The 16,345-nt window shown below is 37.6% G+C and carries 18 protein-coding genes; 1 reads left to right on the forward strand and 17 read right to left on the reverse strand.

The window, feature by feature from the left end; translation table 11 throughout:
* Positions 1 to 63 precede the first annotated feature (63 nt).
* From BW946_RS10440 to namA, 12 genes are all read right to left on the reverse strand, one after another.
* Positions 64 to 834, reverse strand: a complete 771-nt coding sequence (locus tag BW946_RS10440; RefSeq protein WP_076596127.1) for a hypothetical protein — start codon at positions 832 to 834, stop codon at positions 64 to 66.
* 3 nt (positions 835 to 837) lie between these two features.
* Complete coding sequence (locus BW946_RS10445; protein ID WP_131797511.1) at positions 838 to 1,425, reverse strand: hypothetical protein; 588 nt, start codon at positions 1,423 to 1,425, stop codon at positions 838 to 840.
* A gap of 10 nt (positions 1,426 to 1,435) precedes the next feature.
* Positions 1,436 to 4,228 carry an OmpA family protein gene (locus tag BW946_RS10450; RefSeq protein ID WP_076596128.1) on the reverse strand — a complete coding sequence of 931 codons (2,793 nt, stop codon included), beginning with the start codon at positions 4,226 to 4,228 and terminating at the stop codon, positions 1,436 to 1,438.
* 11 nt (positions 4,229 to 4,239) lie between these two features.
* A complete protein-coding gene (locus tag BW946_RS10455; RefSeq protein ID WP_076596129.1) occupies positions 4,240 to 4,728 on the reverse strand; it encodes a DUF4280 domain-containing protein in 489 nt (162 codons plus the stop codon).
* 29 nt (positions 4,729 to 4,757) lie between these two features.
* The gene (locus BW946_RS10460; protein ID WP_076596130.1) at positions 4,758 to 5,801 is read right to left on the reverse strand and encodes a hypothetical protein; all 1,044 of its coding nucleotides are present in this window, start codon (positions 5,799 to 5,801) and stop codon (positions 4,758 to 4,760) included.
* A gap of 61 nt (positions 5,802 to 5,862) precedes the next feature.
* A complete protein-coding gene (locus BW946_RS10465) occupies positions 5,863 to 7,275 on the reverse strand; it encodes a phospholipase effector Tle1 domain-containing protein (RefSeq protein ID WP_076596131.1) in 1,413 nt (470 codons plus the stop codon).
* Positions 7,276 to 7,310: 35 nt separating this feature from the next.
* The gene (locus BW946_RS10470) at positions 7,311 to 8,285 is read right to left on the reverse strand and encodes a DUF2931 family protein (protein WP_262484565.1); all 975 of its coding nucleotides are present in this window, start codon (positions 8,283 to 8,285) and stop codon (positions 7,311 to 7,313) included.
* A gap of 61 nt (positions 8,286 to 8,346) precedes the next feature.
* The gene (locus BW946_RS21410; protein ID WP_156106421.1) at positions 8,347 to 8,517 is read right to left on the reverse strand and encodes a hypothetical protein; all 171 of its coding nucleotides are present in this window, start codon (positions 8,515 to 8,517) and stop codon (positions 8,347 to 8,349) included.
* Between the two features lies 1 nt (position 8,518).
* Positions 8,519 to 10,450, reverse strand: coding sequence for a type VI secretion system Vgr family protein (locus BW946_RS10475; RefSeq protein ID WP_076596133.1), 1,932 nt, complete (start codon positions 10,448 to 10,450; stop codon positions 8,519 to 8,521).
* A gap of 148 nt (positions 10,451 to 10,598) precedes the next feature.
* Positions 10,599 to 11,003, reverse strand: a complete 405-nt coding sequence (gene tssD / locus BW946_RS10480) for a type VI secretion system tube protein TssD (protein WP_002977458.1) — start codon at positions 11,001 to 11,003, stop codon at positions 10,599 to 10,601.
* A 271-nt stretch (positions 11,004 to 11,274) separates the two neighbouring features.
* Entirely contained in the window at positions 11,275 to 11,553 is a 279-nt protein-coding gene (locus BW946_RS10485; protein ID WP_076596134.1) for a DUF2752 domain-containing protein, read from the reverse strand.
* Positions 11,554 to 11,583: 30 nt separating this feature from the next.
* Complete coding sequence (gene namA / locus BW946_RS10490; protein ID WP_076596135.1) at positions 11,584 to 12,636, reverse strand: NADPH dehydrogenase NamA; 1,053 nt, start codon at positions 12,634 to 12,636, stop codon at positions 11,584 to 11,586.
* Positions 12,637 to 12,737: 101 nt separating this feature from the next.
* Here namA and BW946_RS10495 point away from each other — a divergent pair, with 101 nt between their 5' ends.
* Positions 12,738 to 13,220 carry a cytidine deaminase gene (locus BW946_RS10495; protein WP_076596136.1) on the forward strand — a complete coding sequence of 161 codons (483 nt, stop codon included), beginning with the start codon at positions 12,738 to 12,740 and terminating at the stop codon, positions 13,218 to 13,220.
* A 216-nt stretch (positions 13,221 to 13,436) separates the two neighbouring features.
* On the opposite strand, the gene BW946_RS10500 is transcribed toward BW946_RS10495, so the two are convergent.
* The 5 genes from BW946_RS10500 to nadE all read right to left on the reverse strand — a co-directional run bounded on the left by BW946_RS10500 (position 13,437) and on the right by nadE (position 16,123).
* Positions 13,437 to 13,748 carry a barstar family protein gene (locus BW946_RS10500; protein ID WP_076596137.1) on the reverse strand — a complete coding sequence of 104 codons (312 nt, stop codon included), beginning with the start codon at positions 13,746 to 13,748 and terminating at the stop codon, positions 13,437 to 13,439.
* Positions 13,745 to 14,326 carry a Zn-dependent protease gene (locus tag BW946_RS10505; RefSeq protein WP_139325995.1) on the reverse strand — a complete coding sequence of 194 codons (582 nt, stop codon included), beginning with the start codon at positions 14,324 to 14,326 and terminating at the stop codon, positions 13,745 to 13,747. The genes BW946_RS10500 and BW946_RS10505 overlap by 4 nt, the downstream gene beginning before the upstream one ends.
* A 115-nt stretch (positions 14,327 to 14,441) precedes the next feature.
* The gene (locus tag BW946_RS10510; protein WP_076596139.1) at positions 14,442 to 14,750 is read right to left on the reverse strand and encodes a GIY-YIG nuclease family protein; all 309 of its coding nucleotides are present in this window, start codon (positions 14,748 to 14,750) and stop codon (positions 14,442 to 14,444) included.
* A gap of 51 nt (positions 14,751 to 14,801) precedes the next feature.
* Positions 14,802 to 15,305, reverse strand: coding sequence for a ribonuclease domain-containing protein (locus BW946_RS10515; protein ID WP_076596140.1), 504 nt, complete (start codon positions 15,303 to 15,305; stop codon positions 14,802 to 14,804).
* Positions 15,306 to 15,331: 26 nt separating this feature from the next.
* Positions 15,332 to 16,123 carry an NAD(+) synthase gene (nadE, locus tag BW946_RS10520; protein WP_076596141.1) on the reverse strand — a complete coding sequence of 264 codons (792 nt, stop codon included), beginning with the start codon at positions 16,121 to 16,123 and terminating at the stop codon, positions 15,332 to 15,334.
* Positions 16,124 to 16,345: the final 222 nt, after the last annotated feature.

Genomic DNA, 16,345 nt, shown 5'->3' on the forward strand with positions numbered 1-16,345 from the left:
CTGTTATAAAACTGGTGGAAATACCTAGATCTTATTTCCAGTGTTTTTTTCTTTTAAAGATTGCTATATAATCTCAAACTCATCTTTCCCTTCGGGAATATAAAATGTTATGGGCAGAACTAATTCTTCCTCACTTTCCGGATTTTCCAGACGTAATGCAGACATCATATCTGTACATTTTAGTGCGGCCAGCTTTCCGTAGGCTGAATACTCTACCTGAATATCATCCGGAAGACTCTGTGCTTTATATCCATTCTGCATATCGGAAATAATACCCTGCATTCTGGCTTCTGCCTGACTTTTGCTAAGATACATGGCTAAAGCGTTATTATTTTCTCTTTTTTGATATTGATCAATGAATGAACTGTAATTGCCTCCATTGATCAGCTTTATAATTTCGTTATACTTTTTGATCAATTTTTCTTTAACATCGAATTTAGCACCTTTAAGATCTATTCCGTTTTGCCATGCCTCCAGTTTGTAGGGTACTTCGGCTTCAAATGTACTTACATGTCCTATAAACGGTATATTTTTATCTGGCTTCTTGGTAAAATATTCATCAAACTGCTTTACAAAAGCATATTCTCCGGAAGACATATCGTAGAGATTTACTCTGTATCTTATATAAGAATCTTCATGCAATTCTTTATGCCCATCCATTGGAAGTCCTTTCACTTCAATTGTTTGTTTACCTCCTTCCAGAATAAGATGATTGATGGGAAAATCTGATCTTGTCTGTCCCTCAATACTCAATGAAATTAATTCCACATCATTAATTTTGATCTGAAATGAACACATTACCGCACTAAAATCTATTTCGTAATAAGGTTTCATCTTTTATTTTTTAGGATAAGCAAGGGTAAAACTGTCTAAGATGGAGAAAGTGCCGGCATCTGAAGAATTCTCCACTCTGGTTCCTTTCTTTACTACAATCAGTTTGGTATTGGTATATTTTGTATTGTCCTGTGTCAGTTCCTGAGTTTGGGTTAAAAATATCCATTTATTTTTAGCTGATGCATCCCAGAAGTAAGCAGCTCCTGTTTTATCTGTGGATCTTTTTTCCGGGTTACCATAGGTTTTAGTCAAATAATCAATCAGCTTTTTCCCTTCGTCTTCTTTAGCAAGGTTCAGTATAAATCCGAGGTATTGATTATTCTGGTAAGAGTTTACAAAAAGCGCAAGGTTGTTGTTGGAATAATCATATCCTTTGGGTACAGTATATTCAGAAAATGATACAGTTCCCAGCTTATAGTTTTTAACATCGGCCTGTTTATATGATAATAATCCGTAATTGGCTTCTGTTTCTTTTTCTCCCTTCGTAATATTATCCGATACTTTTTCATCAAATTTTAAAGATTCCAGATCGGTTTGTCCGTTGCAGGACACAATAGCCAAAAAGCTAAATAATAAGATAAGATTTTTCATTGTATGAATATTAATCATTTTTAATCAACGGAATATTTGCACTCATTCCAAATAAGGACTCTAATTCTTTTATCACATCAAAAGGAGGAATTACATTTTTAAAATCCCCTTTGGCAATTTCATATTTTCCATTTCTGCTTTCCTCCACTTTATGTTTATTTTTTGCAATTTTAATAGCAAGACCTACACTTATTGTAACTACATATTGGGCATCAAGACCGTCAAATCCGAGAACAGGACGGTAATACAGTCCTTTTTCATCGTAGTTGATACCATGTCCATACGTTATGGAAGCACTTCCTGATGCTGAAGCTTCAAAATAAGCCTCTGCTTTAATAACAGCCAGTGAAACTTCTCCCTGAATTTTCACTCCTACTTTCAATTCCAGTTTAAGTTTACTCTTACTTGAGACTTTAAAGTCGGAATCTTTGAGTTTTCCTGCCGTATTAAATTTAAATTCGGATTCCACTTCTATCGTACTGGAAATAATAAGATCCATGAAGATATCAACAGATGCCTTGAAGCCTGCATTATCATTCCCTACATCTATTCCGGATTTCAGTTTTCCCTGAATTTCCTGATATAATCTTGTTACTCCCGGCGCAGCTGTTCCTCCGCTTACCGCTCCGGAAATACCAAATACCAGTGCTCCCAGAAGATCAACTGTCATTTCCAGACCAATCAGCGGATTTGCTTTCAAACCTATAGCTACATCTGTACCAATAATGGCATTATTATCCTTAGGATGCTTTAAAAGCCAGTTACCTGACAATTCCATATTAGGAGGTTTCACAGCAAAACTTACCGGAATCCCTTTAGGAGAAATGGAGCGTACTTTTCCTTTGGCCTGATTAAGAACTCCATCCGACAGCGCTCCTATGGCAGCAAATGTATCATATATTTTCTTAAACTTGGTTTCGTATTGATATTTTAGCTCTTTTTCCTGCTGATCATTGTTCCATTTTGCCTTTAAACTAAATGCCAGTGAAGCATCTTTTTGCTTCCATCTTTTTTCAGCACCCATTTTGCCTGCTCTTTTCTGCAGCTCTTTATGCTCATGGGGATCCATATTCATCCATTTTACGCTGAGATCATTGGTAAGATTCAATGTAAAACTCAGTGTCCAGTTGACGTCCGGATAGGCTTTTATTAATACCGTAGTCCTTTTCTCATTACTATAGTATCTGCAGGTATGTACATGCAAATGAAACTGATTCGGGTTTGTTCCGGCAGGCCAGATATATTGTATAGGAAAAGCATTGAATTGTGATAAATCTGAATATACTCCATAAGTAAAGGAAGGAGCCGTAAATGTTTTTACCGTATCTCCATTATCTATTGCCTGTCCTACATCTACAATCTGTATCTGTTTTTTGTGTTTTCCTTTACTGTCTCTGAAACATTCTTTTGTTTCAAAGCCGGTAACATCAATGATCAGATTTTTCTTTGTAGACACACTAGGTGCTGTTACTTCATAATGAACAGTTTGCGCATCATGAGCATTGAATACAAATGAGATATCTACTCTACGGTTATTTTCGTAGTCTTTCTCATTTTTGTATCTGATATTATCTCTTCCCATTTTATCATCGGTAGGATCTACTTCCCCTTTTCCTACTGAGATGATTCTTCTTGGATCTAATCCGCCGTCTGCAAAGAATTTTTTCACAACATCAGCTCTTCTTTGGGAAAGCCCTTTGTTATAATTTTCTTTTCCGATAACACAGGCATACCCGCTGAGATTCATGGTGGCATCTTTGTGTTCGAGAAGAAATTTGAGCACATTATTCAGGGTGGCTTCTCCGTCTTTATCAATAACTGTGGAATCAAATTTATAATAGATTGTTCTCTGAATATGTTCCTGTAATGCAGCAGATTTTATCAGTTTGACACCATTACCATTGTCAAAAACTTTAACGGTTGTATTGCTGGCTTTGCCGTCTTTTGTTTCATTTTCCGTGATTTTAATGACTTCAAATTTACACGGCTCGAGTCTGACGGAGTTGACATCCGGCTTATAAACCTTAGTTGGTGTCTGGTTCTGAGCACCATTGGTATTGGTAGTGGCAACTTTATTCTTAACATTCAGATAGATGGCATGAAGATCATCACCCAGTTTATCTTTGATGTATTGTCTGGAAGCAACATCTTTCACTTTAACATAGAATTCCTCTACATTCTGGATATTGTCTACAAAGGCCATCCAGGCAAAGGTATTTTCTATTTTCAGATTGACTTCACCATCTATTACCTGTACATTGTTGTAGGTATGTACCAGTTTATCTGCCTTGGCTGTCTGCTGATTCCAGAGTTCGATACTGACTGTATTTCCATTCAGCCCTTCTGTCATCAGGTTCAGGTGAACAATATGGCCGTAGGAAATGTATTCGTTTTTTTTATTGTTTTTTATGCTTTTGCTGTTTTTCTGCGTAGACCATTTGCTGCTTACAATTTTAGGTTCACACCAGCCTTTTACATATAGCCCTGTATTACCTTTAGGATCTCTAACTCCTGAAAGACTGGCTTCAATATAAAACTGATAGCTTCCGCAGTACTGCTTGCCAATTAAAAATTTATATCCTGTAGCAGAAGTAATCTGATTGATAATAATTTTTTTGCTGCTGTTCTGCCTCATCCACGTAAGAGGTTTCTTTTTGTCTGCATCTGTAGTTCCCGGCAGCCATTCATCCACACCAAACTGCACCCACTGATCCGGCTTTATGGTAATCCTTTGCCCTAATACAGACATTTTCGGGTAATACAAGCCGCTTACAACTTTTATTTTTTTTACGCCTTTTGCCATTTTCTTATCATTTAGATTGCACCATCCTGCCCTCCTCCTGAAGGCTGTTCATTATACATTTCTTCGGAATCTACCAGCGGATTGATCTGCTGCTGAACGTCTTTGTCGGCATTTTTAAAGTTCTGCTGGCTGGCTTCTGCTCTCTGTCCATGGTCTATAATCTCAATGCACGGAGTTCCTGCAACGGCACATACGGCTTTGCTGTCTTCCACAATGATATATCCCCCATTGCTGAGTTGTACTTTATCATAAAAATTCTGCCATTCTGTGACCATAATTTTGCACGGAGGCGGCGGCCCTCCCATTTTGGTACAGTTCCCGAATGTATTTTTTTCAAATGTGGCAGCTCCAATTTCTTTCGTAGTGACGATCAGTTTTTTGGAAGCGCTTTTATCATTGGCATATTCTTTTTGGTGTGTAAGTACTTTCAGCTTGTCCGGAATTTGTCCGAACTGGCATTTGCATAAGGCGCCCTGTACTACAATATGTTTTTCTGCCATATTAATTTTATCTTTAGTGAAGTGGTCATTTATTTATTATCAATTCCTGAAACTGATACTGAAATCTTTTTTTCTTCCTGCAGCATGATACTGCATTCCAGGTAAAGAGATTCCGGAAGTGAAGTTTCTCCTTTCAGATAGCTTATGAGTCTGAAAGTTCCTTCTTCATTCATCACAGGATGATCTTCTATAATCAATGAAAAAGGTGATTTTCTTATAAAATCATCAATATCCCTTTCTTCATATAACTTTCCTGCTCCTTCTATGGTAATCAGCCCTGTTTCTCCTTTAACAGGATCTGTTTCCAGGGTCAGTTTATATCTGGGTTCAATTGCATTGTCTGTTACAGGAAAAGTTTCTGTCATCTCAGTTCTATAATCCTTTCCGAAACTCTGATAGATTCCAAAAAACAAGGCACGGATGAAATAATCATTTTTGATATAAAGATTGACGGCTTCAGGCTGGCTGATCACTTTTTCAATCTTTCCGCAATATTCGTCTACGGTTTCGCCTTCAAATTCTTTATAGAGTTCTTCTTTTACAGCGGGCCATCTTTTGGAAAATACCTCAGCGTTTTCTACTGTTTCAAATCTTCCATGTTCATCTGTACTGATGTGTAAAGGATATAAAACACCTGAGGTTCTGTAGGCCAGCAGATCTGCAATTTCATTTACTTCTTCTTCATTAAGATAGAGCTTTGATGTTCTGTCTATCTCAAAAAAATGATACCCTTTTTCTGTTGTAAGCCAGCGAACAGATGCTTCATATTTTAATTCGTTTTTGGATTCTCCTTTTTCAATGGTAATGACTACACTGTATCTTCGCAATGATTTTTCCGGCTGAAGGGTAAGACTATTTCCTTTTCTGAATTGTACCAAAAGGTTTTTATCTGCCACTGCAGTTCTCGGAACAAAAAGTTCTTTCTGCCCATTAAGATTGATCAGGATCATGTCTTTAACAGCGCAGTGATTATTATGGAAAAGTTTTAATGCATCTTTATCCAACCCGTACAGCGACGCTATACTTTTTAAAGTTTCATCTTTCTGAACAGTATGTATATTATATTTCTGCATAAAAATATTCCTGCTTCAATTTCTTTTCTGTATGATAATCTTATTGTTAAAGATTTTAATTCTAATGGATAACCCTTGTTCTGTTCGGTCTCGGATCCATACCAATCCCTTCTCTTCTGGCTGACCAGTGAAGGTATTTGTGACGAAGCTTTCTTAAATCATCCTGTTCCTTTACTTCTTTCTGATAAGCTGCCTGACGGTCTTCCGGAATTTCGTTTCCTCCATAGGCATCCTTCAGTTCTTTATAATGTCTGAAAGAGTAAGGTTTGCCATCTCCCATTACGTAAGTTCTGAGACGGTCTTTAATTCCTATCAAAAACTGATCATCCAAAATGGAGTATTTATCATCTGTCATTTTTTTTAAGGTTATGGGAAGGTTTTTATCAATGCCGTATTCTGCCATAAAATGTAAAGGAATATAGCTGAAAGTCTTCAGAAGATCACGTGTTCCTCTTAACGACAAATAGAATCCGGGGGTAATGGTGAGTTCACCTTTATGATACCAGCCTTCATTTTCAAGCTCTGCCTTTAATGCTTCTAATTTACTGCTGGTAGTCCATGAAGTTTCCACTTCTTCCCATGTTTCCCTTCCGTTTTCATAGGCTCCGCCTACATCGCAGTGTACACCCGGAAATGTTTTTTCAGTTCCGATGTGTACCCTTGTGAGGTCAAAGTTTTCTCTGTGTTCATCGGCAGCGATAAAGTGAACTACAGTCTGGGCTTTTCCAATTTCATTCAGGCTCAGCTCTTCTACATCATTGCTGAAATTAGGCATTGGTGACAGATATTTTGAATAGGAAGAAACAGTATCGTAGATTCCAAGAAATCTTACTTTCAACACATCTACCTTTAATCCTGCTTCTTCGAGTTTGAGGCCAAGATGTCCCCATTTTGGAAGTTCTTCTGATGCTACACTTTTGCCGTCATCATCTGAATAAGTGGTCACCGAAACCGCTTCGTTGGCAACGGTGCGTGAAGTGGCTTTATACTTTGCTTTTCCGATTTCGTATACAAAATTACGTGCGGCAGCAGCTCCACGGCTGAATCCGAATACATCGAAAGTAAGAACCGCAATTTTATCGGCCTTCTTTTCTGCTTTAATGGTTTTCACCTTTTTTACAATCTCTTCGCAGCCTTTTCTCACTTTAGATCTGATCCCTGTATCTCCTGTTCCGAAAGCGTAGCCCAGCGTAGCATCTCCTTCTTTATCCTGTGTACCAATACCTTCTATATAAATACCGAAGTTTTTATCATAGTTATCCCACATGCGGGCTACATTGCTCCAGTCATTATTGTAGCTGGTATTGTCTTCAGCTTTTCCGCCATGTTTTTTATGGGCATCCGTTCCTTTCCTTCTCTCTTCAGTATTGGTTTTATTATTCAGGGTTCCGTCAAAAAAAATCCCAATGGTAATATCCAGTACTTCCTCTTTGGATACAGATGGTGTATAGCTTCCAAATTGATTGTTGTGCATCGTTCTTAATTTTTAAATTGACTGAGTGAAACCTATCATTCTATCTTTTTAGATACCCTTATTTTTGCTTTGGTTACCGGAAACTTCTCTTTTTCAGACTCAAGGGATACCAAAACCTTTGTGTTATCTTCATTGACTTTAATGGTCAGATCAATATTTTTGTCTTTTCCTGATTTCTGAAACAGATCAAATATTTCTTTGTCATCAAAAGCGTCTATCCATACTGCATATCTGTTGTTGTTTTTATCTTTCCAATAAAAACCGCAGAATTTTGGTATAGCCCTGCTTTTGTAAGTATTGTCTTTTAAGCTCTGATCAAAAAGATTTTCCTGCTCACCGTTATAATTGGTAAAACCGAAATCTATCCATGCAGCTCCTTCAGGAAGAATCACGGAAGGTTTCCAGTTGTATTTTTCTCTGTATACGTTATAAATATCTGCTGGCGGATAGCCTTCTTTTTCAATTTTCTCACGAACTTCCGGCTTGAATGTCTTGTAAGACGGGTCTTTGAGCATTCTTTCTGCAAATCCTTCTTTCAGCATGTACTGAGCATTATCGTAGGCTTTTTCTTTGGTGATAATTGTATCATGAGCCTGGAAAGCTCCTACTTCTTTCTGGTTTCCGGGACCTTTCATCCAAAGCACTACTCTTCCCTGCGGAGCTAATCCTACCACGAAGGAATTATAAGTGGCTTTCTTTTTCGTATCCTGATCAACAAACCCTTCATCAAAAAGGCTTTTTATCTTTTCTTTATCCAGATTCCATTTTCCGGTGTAGAATTTATTTTCCACCAAAGAATACCATGTAAATTCCAGTTCATGAGGAGCACTCATTCTTTCGGTATTGACGTTCATGGTACCGCCTTCTTTTCCCCATCCTGTATTCTGTGTTCCCCAGATGGCATCAAAGCTGTAAGTAAAACCATCGGCAACAATAGCTCCTTCATATACTTCCATCGGGTATTCCTGCGGGGCGGAAACGGTTCCCAGCCAGCTGTACTTTTCTTCCATTTTTTTATTCTGACAATTCGTTAATGAAAAACACCATATAAAAAGGATCAGCAGGTTATATTTACTTATGGCCATGGGACATAATCTTCTTGTTACTTGCTAAAACCAGATTATCTCTGTGTGCCTCCACATTGATTTTCTTTGCTATTTTCTCCACCTTTTTTCCTACGCTCAGATGATAAGAATCTTTAACTGTTATGCGCAGATTGGTTGCTGTTTTGATGATCGCCATATCAGAAAAGTTTTGATTTTTCAGCACTGTTGAATTCTACAATCTTTCCGCTCTGCATGGTCATATTTTCCAGTTCGCTGAACATGGAAATTTCACCTGCAATTTCGTTGGATGTTTCGGACTGTCTTTTGAATTCTTTTTCAATCATTTCCGTTCTGGTGTCGGATGTTTCGGTAATGTCTCCCGAAGCCGTAAGTTTCATATCCTTCCCTGCAATGGAAATAATATTGTCATTCGCAGTACTGGTTATACTTGCTCCTGCTCCTATTGATATTTCTTTTCCTGCGGTGATATTGATGTTGTCGCCTGCATTTAAAGTAAAGTTTTTAGGAGCTTTCATGCTGATATTCCCTTGTCCGTCCATGTAATAAGTATTTCCGCTTGGATCAAGAATGGTTACGCTTCCTTCTTCATCATTCATCAGAATCCTGATTCCGCTTCTGGTTTGAATAGATTTCAGATGATTGTTAACACCTCCTCCTAATGCCACTCCTCCATGGAACATTCCTCCCATTACGAAAGGTCTGTCCGGATGGCTGTGCACAAAGTTGACCATCACCTGATCTCCCACTTCGGGAATGGCTACATAGCCACGGTTTTGGGTAATCTGATCTGTTCCTCCGGCATCAGGGCTCATCATACGGATAAAATGAGTGGTATCATTGGTCTGCCAGTCAAATCTTACCTGTATTCTTCCCTGTCCTTCCGGATCTGTATTGGAAATTACAGTGGCAGTCTGTGGTTCAGCCTTCGGAACAGTGAATTCCGGTTTTGGAAGAAACCCTGTATCTGCAGCTATTCCTACGAAGCTTCCTTTGTAATGGCCTATGGTATCAATCTCATGTTCTGCTTCTGTAATCATTATCCTTGTGAAATAAGAGGTTTCATTAGAATCCTGTTTACGCATCTGGACATCTGCTACGCAACCTGGATGAAGGAAAGGAACTGTTGTATTTCCTGAAACAGAAAAAACATTAACAGCTTCACTTCCGGATGCACTTTTCTGCGAGTACTCCACATCCAAATGTGTAGTGGCTTTAATGGGAGCCATCTGCAGAGCCGGAGTCTTATAAATAGTTTCGTTATGACTGTATGCTGTTTTTGCAAGGTCACTTACGTGTTTTATGGGTGTAGAACCTGATGTCAGTCTTTCATTTTTATTACTGTTGTAGCCGTAGAACTGAGGCTTTGTATGTACAGCTTTCAATTCAACTTTTATATCATTGGCGCTGCTTCCGTAAGTAAGGGTAATTGCTTTGTTCTGAGCAGGAAGTTTTCCGAAATGTAAAACTTCACCGTCATAATAAAACTGCTCACCATAGGCTTCAGCCATTCTTGCCAGATAGTTATAATGGGTTTCGTTATACTGGCTGCTGTAGATGATCTGGGAAAAATTATTGGCATCTACTCTTACATCGAACCGGCTTTTATCAATTCCCTGTTTGATTACTTCTTCGGCAATAATTCCTACGTTAACCGACTGACTGCCTCCAAAACTCTGGATATGTGGTGCACCGTCAAGAAGGATGGTTGGGCTGTAGCCTGTAAGCACAATATTTCCCAGACTCATATGTTCCTGACTGAATCCTACTCCGGTAATCACTCCCACAAAAGTTCGTTCCGGGCTGTTGTCAATATCTTTATAGGAAATAACAGCTGTAAGTCGTTTCCCAAGGAATTTATTAGCTTCTTCCAAAGAATGGGTCTGTCTGCCTCCCAAGGTATCATGTGCCAGTGTCAGCGTAAATTCGTGATGCCGTCTGGTACTTTGCTTAAGCTTGAAATGCTTATAGTACTTGATAATTTTCCCTTCTATGACAAGAGAAAGCTTTACCAGACGGTTGATACCTGTGTGATGGTTTTCGGAAATACCATCTGCATTCTGCGTCGGACGAAAAGACGTCGCTTGTGAGTTTCCAGGTGTATTTGACATATTTTTAGTGATTTGATTAGTTTTCTAAAAGATTATTCTACAGAAGGAGAGTTTAAAAATTAAAAACAAAAGATCCTGCAGAATATAGTTTTAGGTAAAAAAAGACCGTCTTGTAAGGACAGTCTTTTATTTCTAGCTCATGAAAGACTTAGCTCATTGGCCAAAGTCCGTCATAGGATGAATTTCCATACGTAATGCTTTCAGCACTTACTACAAAACTGATCAGCATATTATTGCTATCAATGGCATCGAAGTCTACTTCATGCTGGATCACATATCCGTTTTCCCACTTCAAAGAGATCAGTGTTCCTTCTTCGTGAGATTTATTAAAGTTGATTTCTCCGCTTGTTGGTTTATATTTGCTGTTTAATAAACTTTCCAAAACATCAGATTTTTCTGTTGCTTCAATGGTTACTTTAATCAATGCGTTTGACGGGTCAGATGCTACACGTCCTGAAACATCTGTAGATCTTGACACGCTATAGTTAAGCTTTAACAACTTCTGACCTTCACCTCCATTGAATTTTAAGATTCCTCTTGAATTTCCTGCCATATTCTTACATTTTAATCATTAACGACTGTTCCCTGATATAGGATTTATACAACAAAGATAAAGGTCATGTTCTAATTTAAAAAGTTTTTAGGGCACTGTTTCAGAAATTGTAGTAGTTCTACGACATTTTAAAATTCTACACAATAAAACAATTCGGGAATATTAATCTAATAAATCATATTTTTTATTAAAATTTTCCTACATACTGTTGAACAAAAAATCAAAACACAAAAGCAGTTCACAATCAAATACTTATTTTTAACTTTTATAGTTAATAATGTTTATACAGATACCCAATCACCATAATAATCAGGTTAACAACCACCATAATCATTAAAATATTACTGTATTTTCTTTTTTTATCGATAAAGCTAACCCCAAGGATCAAAAAGAATAACAATAAGGTGTATACAGCCGGATACATTTGAAAGGCTTCTGAAAACTTTCCTTCAAATACCAATACGATTGCTCTCTGCGCACCACAGCCCAGACATTCTACCCCTAGAAATTTTTTACTGGGGCAGGTAAGCATGAAATCATTGATATCCATTTCTGTTGTTTTACAGATTATTTGTGATCATTAAGTAGAGATTTTGGCTCTGGTATACTGATGTGGGAAAAAGCAGCCTTCTTTCATTTCAAAAGATCCCTGAACAGCAATATAAGGATTTCTCAGAATTTCTCTTGCTACGAAAATAAGATCAGCATCCCCTTTCTGAAGAATCTCTTCGGCCTGTTCTACCTTGGTAATCAATCCTACAGCTCCTGTCTTCACTTCAGCCTCATTTCTCACCTTGGATGAAAAAGGAACCTGATAGCCATCAAAAACCGGGATTTTCGCTCCATGAATATTTCCACCACTGGATACATCTACAAGATCTACGGCATGTTCTTTTAGAATTTTTGCCAGCTCAACACTGCTCTGAATATCCCAGCCATTATCAGCATATTCCGTTCCTGAAATTCTTACAAAAAGGGCTGTGTTTTCATTCAGTTCTTCATTAACAGCATCTACAATTTCGATCAGAAATCTGATCCTGTTTTCAAAACTTCCGCCATATTCATCTGTTCTGATATTGGATAGCGGCGACAAAAACTGATGAATCAGATATCCGTGAGCACCATGAATTTCAATAACATCAAAACCAGCTTCTACCGCTCTTCTGGCTGCTTTTTTAAAATTCTGAACCTGTTCTTTTACCTCATCGGCCGTTAGCGTATGGGGAATTCTTTCTGTGGGATGATAAGGAATAGGGCTTGGCGCCACCGTTTCCCAGCCTTCTTCTACAGAAATCTGTATATTATTCCATGTTGACCCTTTTCTTCCGGCATGAGCCAGCTGAATTCCTATTTTGCTTTCTGAATTTCTGTGTACAAACTCAACAATTCTCTGTAATTTTTCTGCCTGCTCATCATTCCAGATTCCCATGCAGTGATTGGTAATTCTTCCTTTGGGTTCTACACCTGTAGCTTCTACAATCAAAAGACCTGTACCGCCCTGTGACCGGCTTCCATAGTGTACAAAATGGAAGTCGTTAGCTTCTCCGTTTTCACATGAATACATACACATAGGTGACATTACCCATCTGTTTTTCAACTCTATATTTCTGAATTTTATTGGTGTGTATAACATTTTTTTAATCTTAAAAAAATTGAACTTTTGCCGGGAGAATAAAATATTGCCCACTTCATTAAAAAGAACTACTTTTACCCCCCTTTTTTAGTCGACAATATATGAAAAAAGACATACAGATCGGTTACGAATATTTTAAAAATAGCAGCGAACTGAGCGATATAGAGAAACAATTATTTGAAAGAGCCAAAGAGGCTCGTGAGAATGCTTATGCGCCTTACTCTCAATTTCTGGTAGGATGTTCCGTTTTATTGGAAAACGGAGAAATCTATTCCGGTAACAACCAGGAAAATGCAGCTTATCCGTCCGGACTCTGTGCGGAAAGAACAACTGTTTTTTGGGTAGCTGCCAATTTTCCAAATATGAAAATAAAAAAGATTTTTGTAGTTGGAGGTCCTAAAGAGTTTCATGAGAAAAACCCTCCGATTCCTCCTTGTGGAGCATGCCGCCAGAGTTTAATTGAGTATGAAACCAAACAGAATGAAAACATTGATCTTTATTTTTCAAGTATGAATGAAGAGGTTGTAAAAGTGCATGCAGTGAAAGACCTTCTTCCTTTCTATTTTGACTCTACGTTTTTGTAACCAAGTAAAACTTGATTTTTAAGCGCTGACAGGGTGTGAAACAAAAAGTTCACATCGACTAGTCCTAAATAAATCTTACAGTTAAATAAGATAAGAAACCTGACAGGTTTTGGAAACCTGTTAGGTTTGTATGTTAAAGAATAAAGATTTGAATACTATAGAATAAGGATCAGCATAAAAAAGGCTGTCTCCTGTATTGGGACAACCCTTATTTTTTTATTCTTTTTCAGATTCTACATCGTCATCTTCGTCTTCGTACTGCTCGAGATAATAGCTGAAACTAAAGTCTTCAATTTCTTCTTCCGCATCCTCCAGCGTTGTCAGAAGATCTTCAAATATCTCAAGCTGATCTACAGTCATGTTGACGAATTCTAAATGGAGCGGCATTTCCATATCTCCGGTGATCGTATCAAAAAGGGCATCAAGATTATCACCGAAATGCTCAGGAAGCTCAACTTTCTCCTTTAGCTGGGTGTAAAAATCTTCATAGTCACCTATGTCTGTAAAATCTATATATACTGTCTTCATATTGAATTAAATTTCCAATTTTTATTGATTAAAAAAGTTTTGCATTTTTTGCAGAAATCCGTTTCTTCATTGGTAGGATTCTTGCCTTCTGCATCTCTCATAAAACACATTTTTTCCGGGCAATGTGGCAGCCCCTGAGTATGTCCCAGCTCATGAATGGCTATTTTATAAAACTGCTCATCCCGGTTTTCTTTATTCAGTCTGAGATTTGAAGCCACGCAAGCTTTTCCAGGTCTATACCCCAACCCCATGATTCCAAAGTCTTTGATCGTTCCTCTGGTAGCACTGATATCCTTCGCTGTCAAACCAATTGTAACAAAGCCTTCTTTTGTTTTGTTATTCAAAAACTTAATGATTGAATCGGCTCTATACCGGCTTCTCTCTTTATAATAAGTATTTTCAGGAAATTCTATCGCATCCAGAACTTTTACATTCGGATATACTTTCTTTATTCCTTCCGTTACTTTTTCTATACTCTCCGGTTGAATATCTTTAAACGGCTGAATGAGTATTGTTACGGCTGGTTTTGCTGCTTTTTCCTTTACTACATTTTTCTTTTCCGAACATGAAAGTATCATAAATAGAATGATAGTAAAGTAAAAAAGGTTATAATTTTTCAAAATTAAGATTTATAATAATTACAATGCAAATTATACATTGGTCATTGCGAGGAGCAAAAGCGACGAAGCAATCTCAAAAAACATCTAAAATATGTTGAATGTCGTCCGTAAGATCTTTCCAATCAGGATTTATACTGTTTATCAAATCTAACTTCTTTTGTCTGGAACCTGCTTTTATTTGTTTTTCTCTAAATATAGCATCCCCTATTTCCTGAAAGGATTCCCAATAGACAAGTATATACAAATTATATCTTGAAGTAAAACTTTGAGAATAACAGGACTCCTTATGCTGTTGAACACGTTTGGGCAGATTTGAAGTCACTCCTGTATAAAGAGTAGTGTGGTTTTTATTTGTCATGATGTAGACAAATCCTGCTTTCATCTTTGATTCTTTTATAGAGATTGCTTCTTCACTTCGTTCCTCGCAAGGACACTACTGCTTTTCAAAACTTTTATAATGGTTTTTGGTAAGATACACATCGCCATTCTGGGTGTAGATGATACGGTCAGCATTTCTTCCACCGCAATGGTAATTTACATCTGCTTCAAAGTATTTTTCGCCATCCGGCAAACGTTTTTCCCTGTTTCCGAATTGATCTCCGCCAATTGCTTTTCCTGGAAGTACGTCACAAAGATTTCCTTGGGAAGGATTCCACCCCTGTTTTCTGGCTTCATTTTTAGTGATATAATAATCCGGCAGCTTATGATTTTGTTTTACATAGCTGATCACCGTTTTTTCTTCCGTAAGCTGATCTATAGAAACCTGAGCAGAGGAATTTCCCTCCGAAGAAGCACTTCCGTAACTTACTGTTTCTTTTTTTACAGAATCTGACTGATCTTTTTTATCTTCAATAAAATTTCTGTAGACATACATCACAGACATTCCGAAAAGAAGTCCCAGACATATAAAAAAAACAGATCTTATTTTTCCGTTCATAGCTGTAATTTAATGTAATATGATTTCTATGCTCTCCATTCTTCAGGAATATCACAAACCGGAATAGGATCTATTTTATGTTTTGCAGCCTTATGCATTCTGTCGAAAATCAGGAATACTTCTTTATCCCGTCCTTCGTAATCATCAGCAGTTTTAGTTCCATATTCTTTCTGGATTTTTTCCAGTTCCGGATAAGTAGCACCAATCTGCTGCTCATCTGTTCTTTCCGTATCCCAAAGTCCATCGGTAGGAATGGCTTCCTGAATGCTTTTGATCAGATTCAATCCTTTCGCAAGTTCATATACTTCAGTTTTATAAAGGTCTGCAATGGGTGACACATCTACTCCGCCATCTCCATATTTTGTATAGAAACCAATTCCGAAATCTTCCACTTTGTTTCCTGTTCCACATACCAGAAGCCCGTTCAGCTGTCCGTAATAATAAAGTGTAAGCATTCTAAGACGTGCTCTTGTGTTGGCAAAGGTCAAATTCTCATTGGGATATACCTCATCATGTACATGAAAGGTTTTATAGATCTCTTCAAAGGCCGGGGTCAGATTAACAGAGATTGTTTCTACATTGGGAAATCTGGATTTAAGGTCATTCATATGATCCTGCGCACGATCTACCTGATCGGCTTTCTGGCGGATCGGCATTCCGATCAGTAATGTTTTCATGCCTGTCATTGCCGCTAAAGTAGAAACAACTCCGGAATCTACTCCTCCGGAAACTCCAATTACATATCCTTTTACTTTGGCATTTGTAGCATAATCCTTTAACCAGTTTACAATGTGATCTATTACTTTTTGTGTCTGCATCGTTTATTTTTTTAGTCTATTTCAAATTCATGAGGGTATTCGCTCCTCTTTTTTTATCTTTTAATCTGTCTTTTACCAATTCTACAGCCATTCCGTTTTCTTCCGGAATATCGAATGGAAAAGAAATTCCAAAATTACTTGTTTTTTTGTAAAGAGAATATGCACGGCAATCTCGCAGGTTTCATTTCTATGAAAGCTTCTTCTGCCAATTGAAAAATCTGT

Origin of the sequence: Chryseobacterium sp. RU33C, assembly GCF_900156015.1 — a bacterium.
In the GTDB taxonomy this organism is placed as follows: domain Bacteria; phylum Bacteroidota; class Bacteroidia; order Flavobacteriales; family Weeksellaceae; genus Chryseobacterium; species Chryseobacterium candidae.

Bases quoted from the DNA above. Each gene is read 5' to 3' on its own strand.
- BW946_RS10440 (WP_076596127.1), bottom strand. From the start codon at position 834: ATGAAACCTTATTACGAAATAGATTTTAGTGCGGTAATGTGTTCATTT.
- BW946_RS10445 (WP_131797511.1), bottom strand. From the start codon at position 1,425: ATGAAAAATCTTATCTTATTATTTAGCTTTTTGGCTATTGTGTCCTGC.
- BW946_RS10450 (WP_076596128.1), bottom strand. From the start codon at position 4,228: ATGGCAAAAGGCGTAAAAAAAATAAAAGTTGTAAGCGGCTTGTATTAC.
- BW946_RS10455 (WP_076596129.1), bottom strand. From the start codon at position 4,728: ATGGCAGAAAAACATATTGTAGTACAGGGCGCCTTATGCAAATGCCAG.
- BW946_RS10460 (WP_076596130.1), bottom strand. From the start codon at position 5,801: ATGCAGAAATATAATATACATACTGTTCAGAAAGATGAAACTTTAAAA.
- BW946_RS10465 (WP_076596131.1), bottom strand. From the start codon at position 7,275: ATGCACAACAATCAATTTGGAAGCTATACACCATCTGTATCCAAAGAG.
- BW946_RS10470 (WP_262484565.1), bottom strand. From the start codon at position 8,285: ATGGAAGAAAAGTACAGCTGGCTGGGAACCGTTTCCGCCCCGCAGGAA.
- BW946_RS21410 (WP_156106421.1), bottom strand. From the start codon at position 8,517: ATGGCGATCATCAAAACAGCAACCAATCTGCGCATAACAGTTAAAGAT.
- BW946_RS10475 (WP_076596133.1), bottom strand. From the start codon at position 10,450: ATGTCAAATACACCTGGAAACTCACAAGCGACGTCTTTTCGTCCGACG.
- tssD (WP_002977458.1), bottom strand. From the start codon at position 11,003: ATGGCAGGAAATTCAAGAGGAATCTTAAAATTCAATGGAGGTGAAGGT.
- BW946_RS10485 (WP_076596134.1), bottom strand. From the start codon at position 11,553: ATGGATATCAATGATTTCATGCTTACCTGCCCCAGTAAAAAATTTCTA.
- namA (WP_076596135.1), bottom strand. From the start codon at position 12,636: ATGTTATACACACCAATAAAATTCAGAAATATAGAGTTGAAAAACAGA.
- BW946_RS10495 (WP_076596136.1), top strand. From the start codon at position 12,738: ATGAAAAAAGACATACAGATCGGTTACGAATATTTTAAAAATAGCAGC.
- BW946_RS10500 (WP_076596137.1), bottom strand. From the start codon at position 13,748: ATGAAGACAGTATATATAGATTTTACAGACATAGGTGACTATGAAGAT.
- BW946_RS10505 (WP_139325995.1), bottom strand. From the start codon at position 14,326: ATGATACTTTCATGTTCGGAAAAGAAAAATGTAGTAAAGGAAAAAGCA.
- BW946_RS10510 (WP_076596139.1), bottom strand. From the start codon at position 14,750: ATGAAAGCAGGATTTGTCTACATCATGACAAATAAAAACCACACTACT.
- BW946_RS10515 (WP_076596140.1), bottom strand. From the start codon at position 15,305: ATGAACGGAAAAATAAGATCTGTTTTTTTTATATGTCTGGGACTTCTT.
- nadE (WP_076596141.1), bottom strand. From the start codon at position 16,123: ATGCAGACACAAAAAGTAATAGATCACATTGTAAACTGGTTAAAGGAT.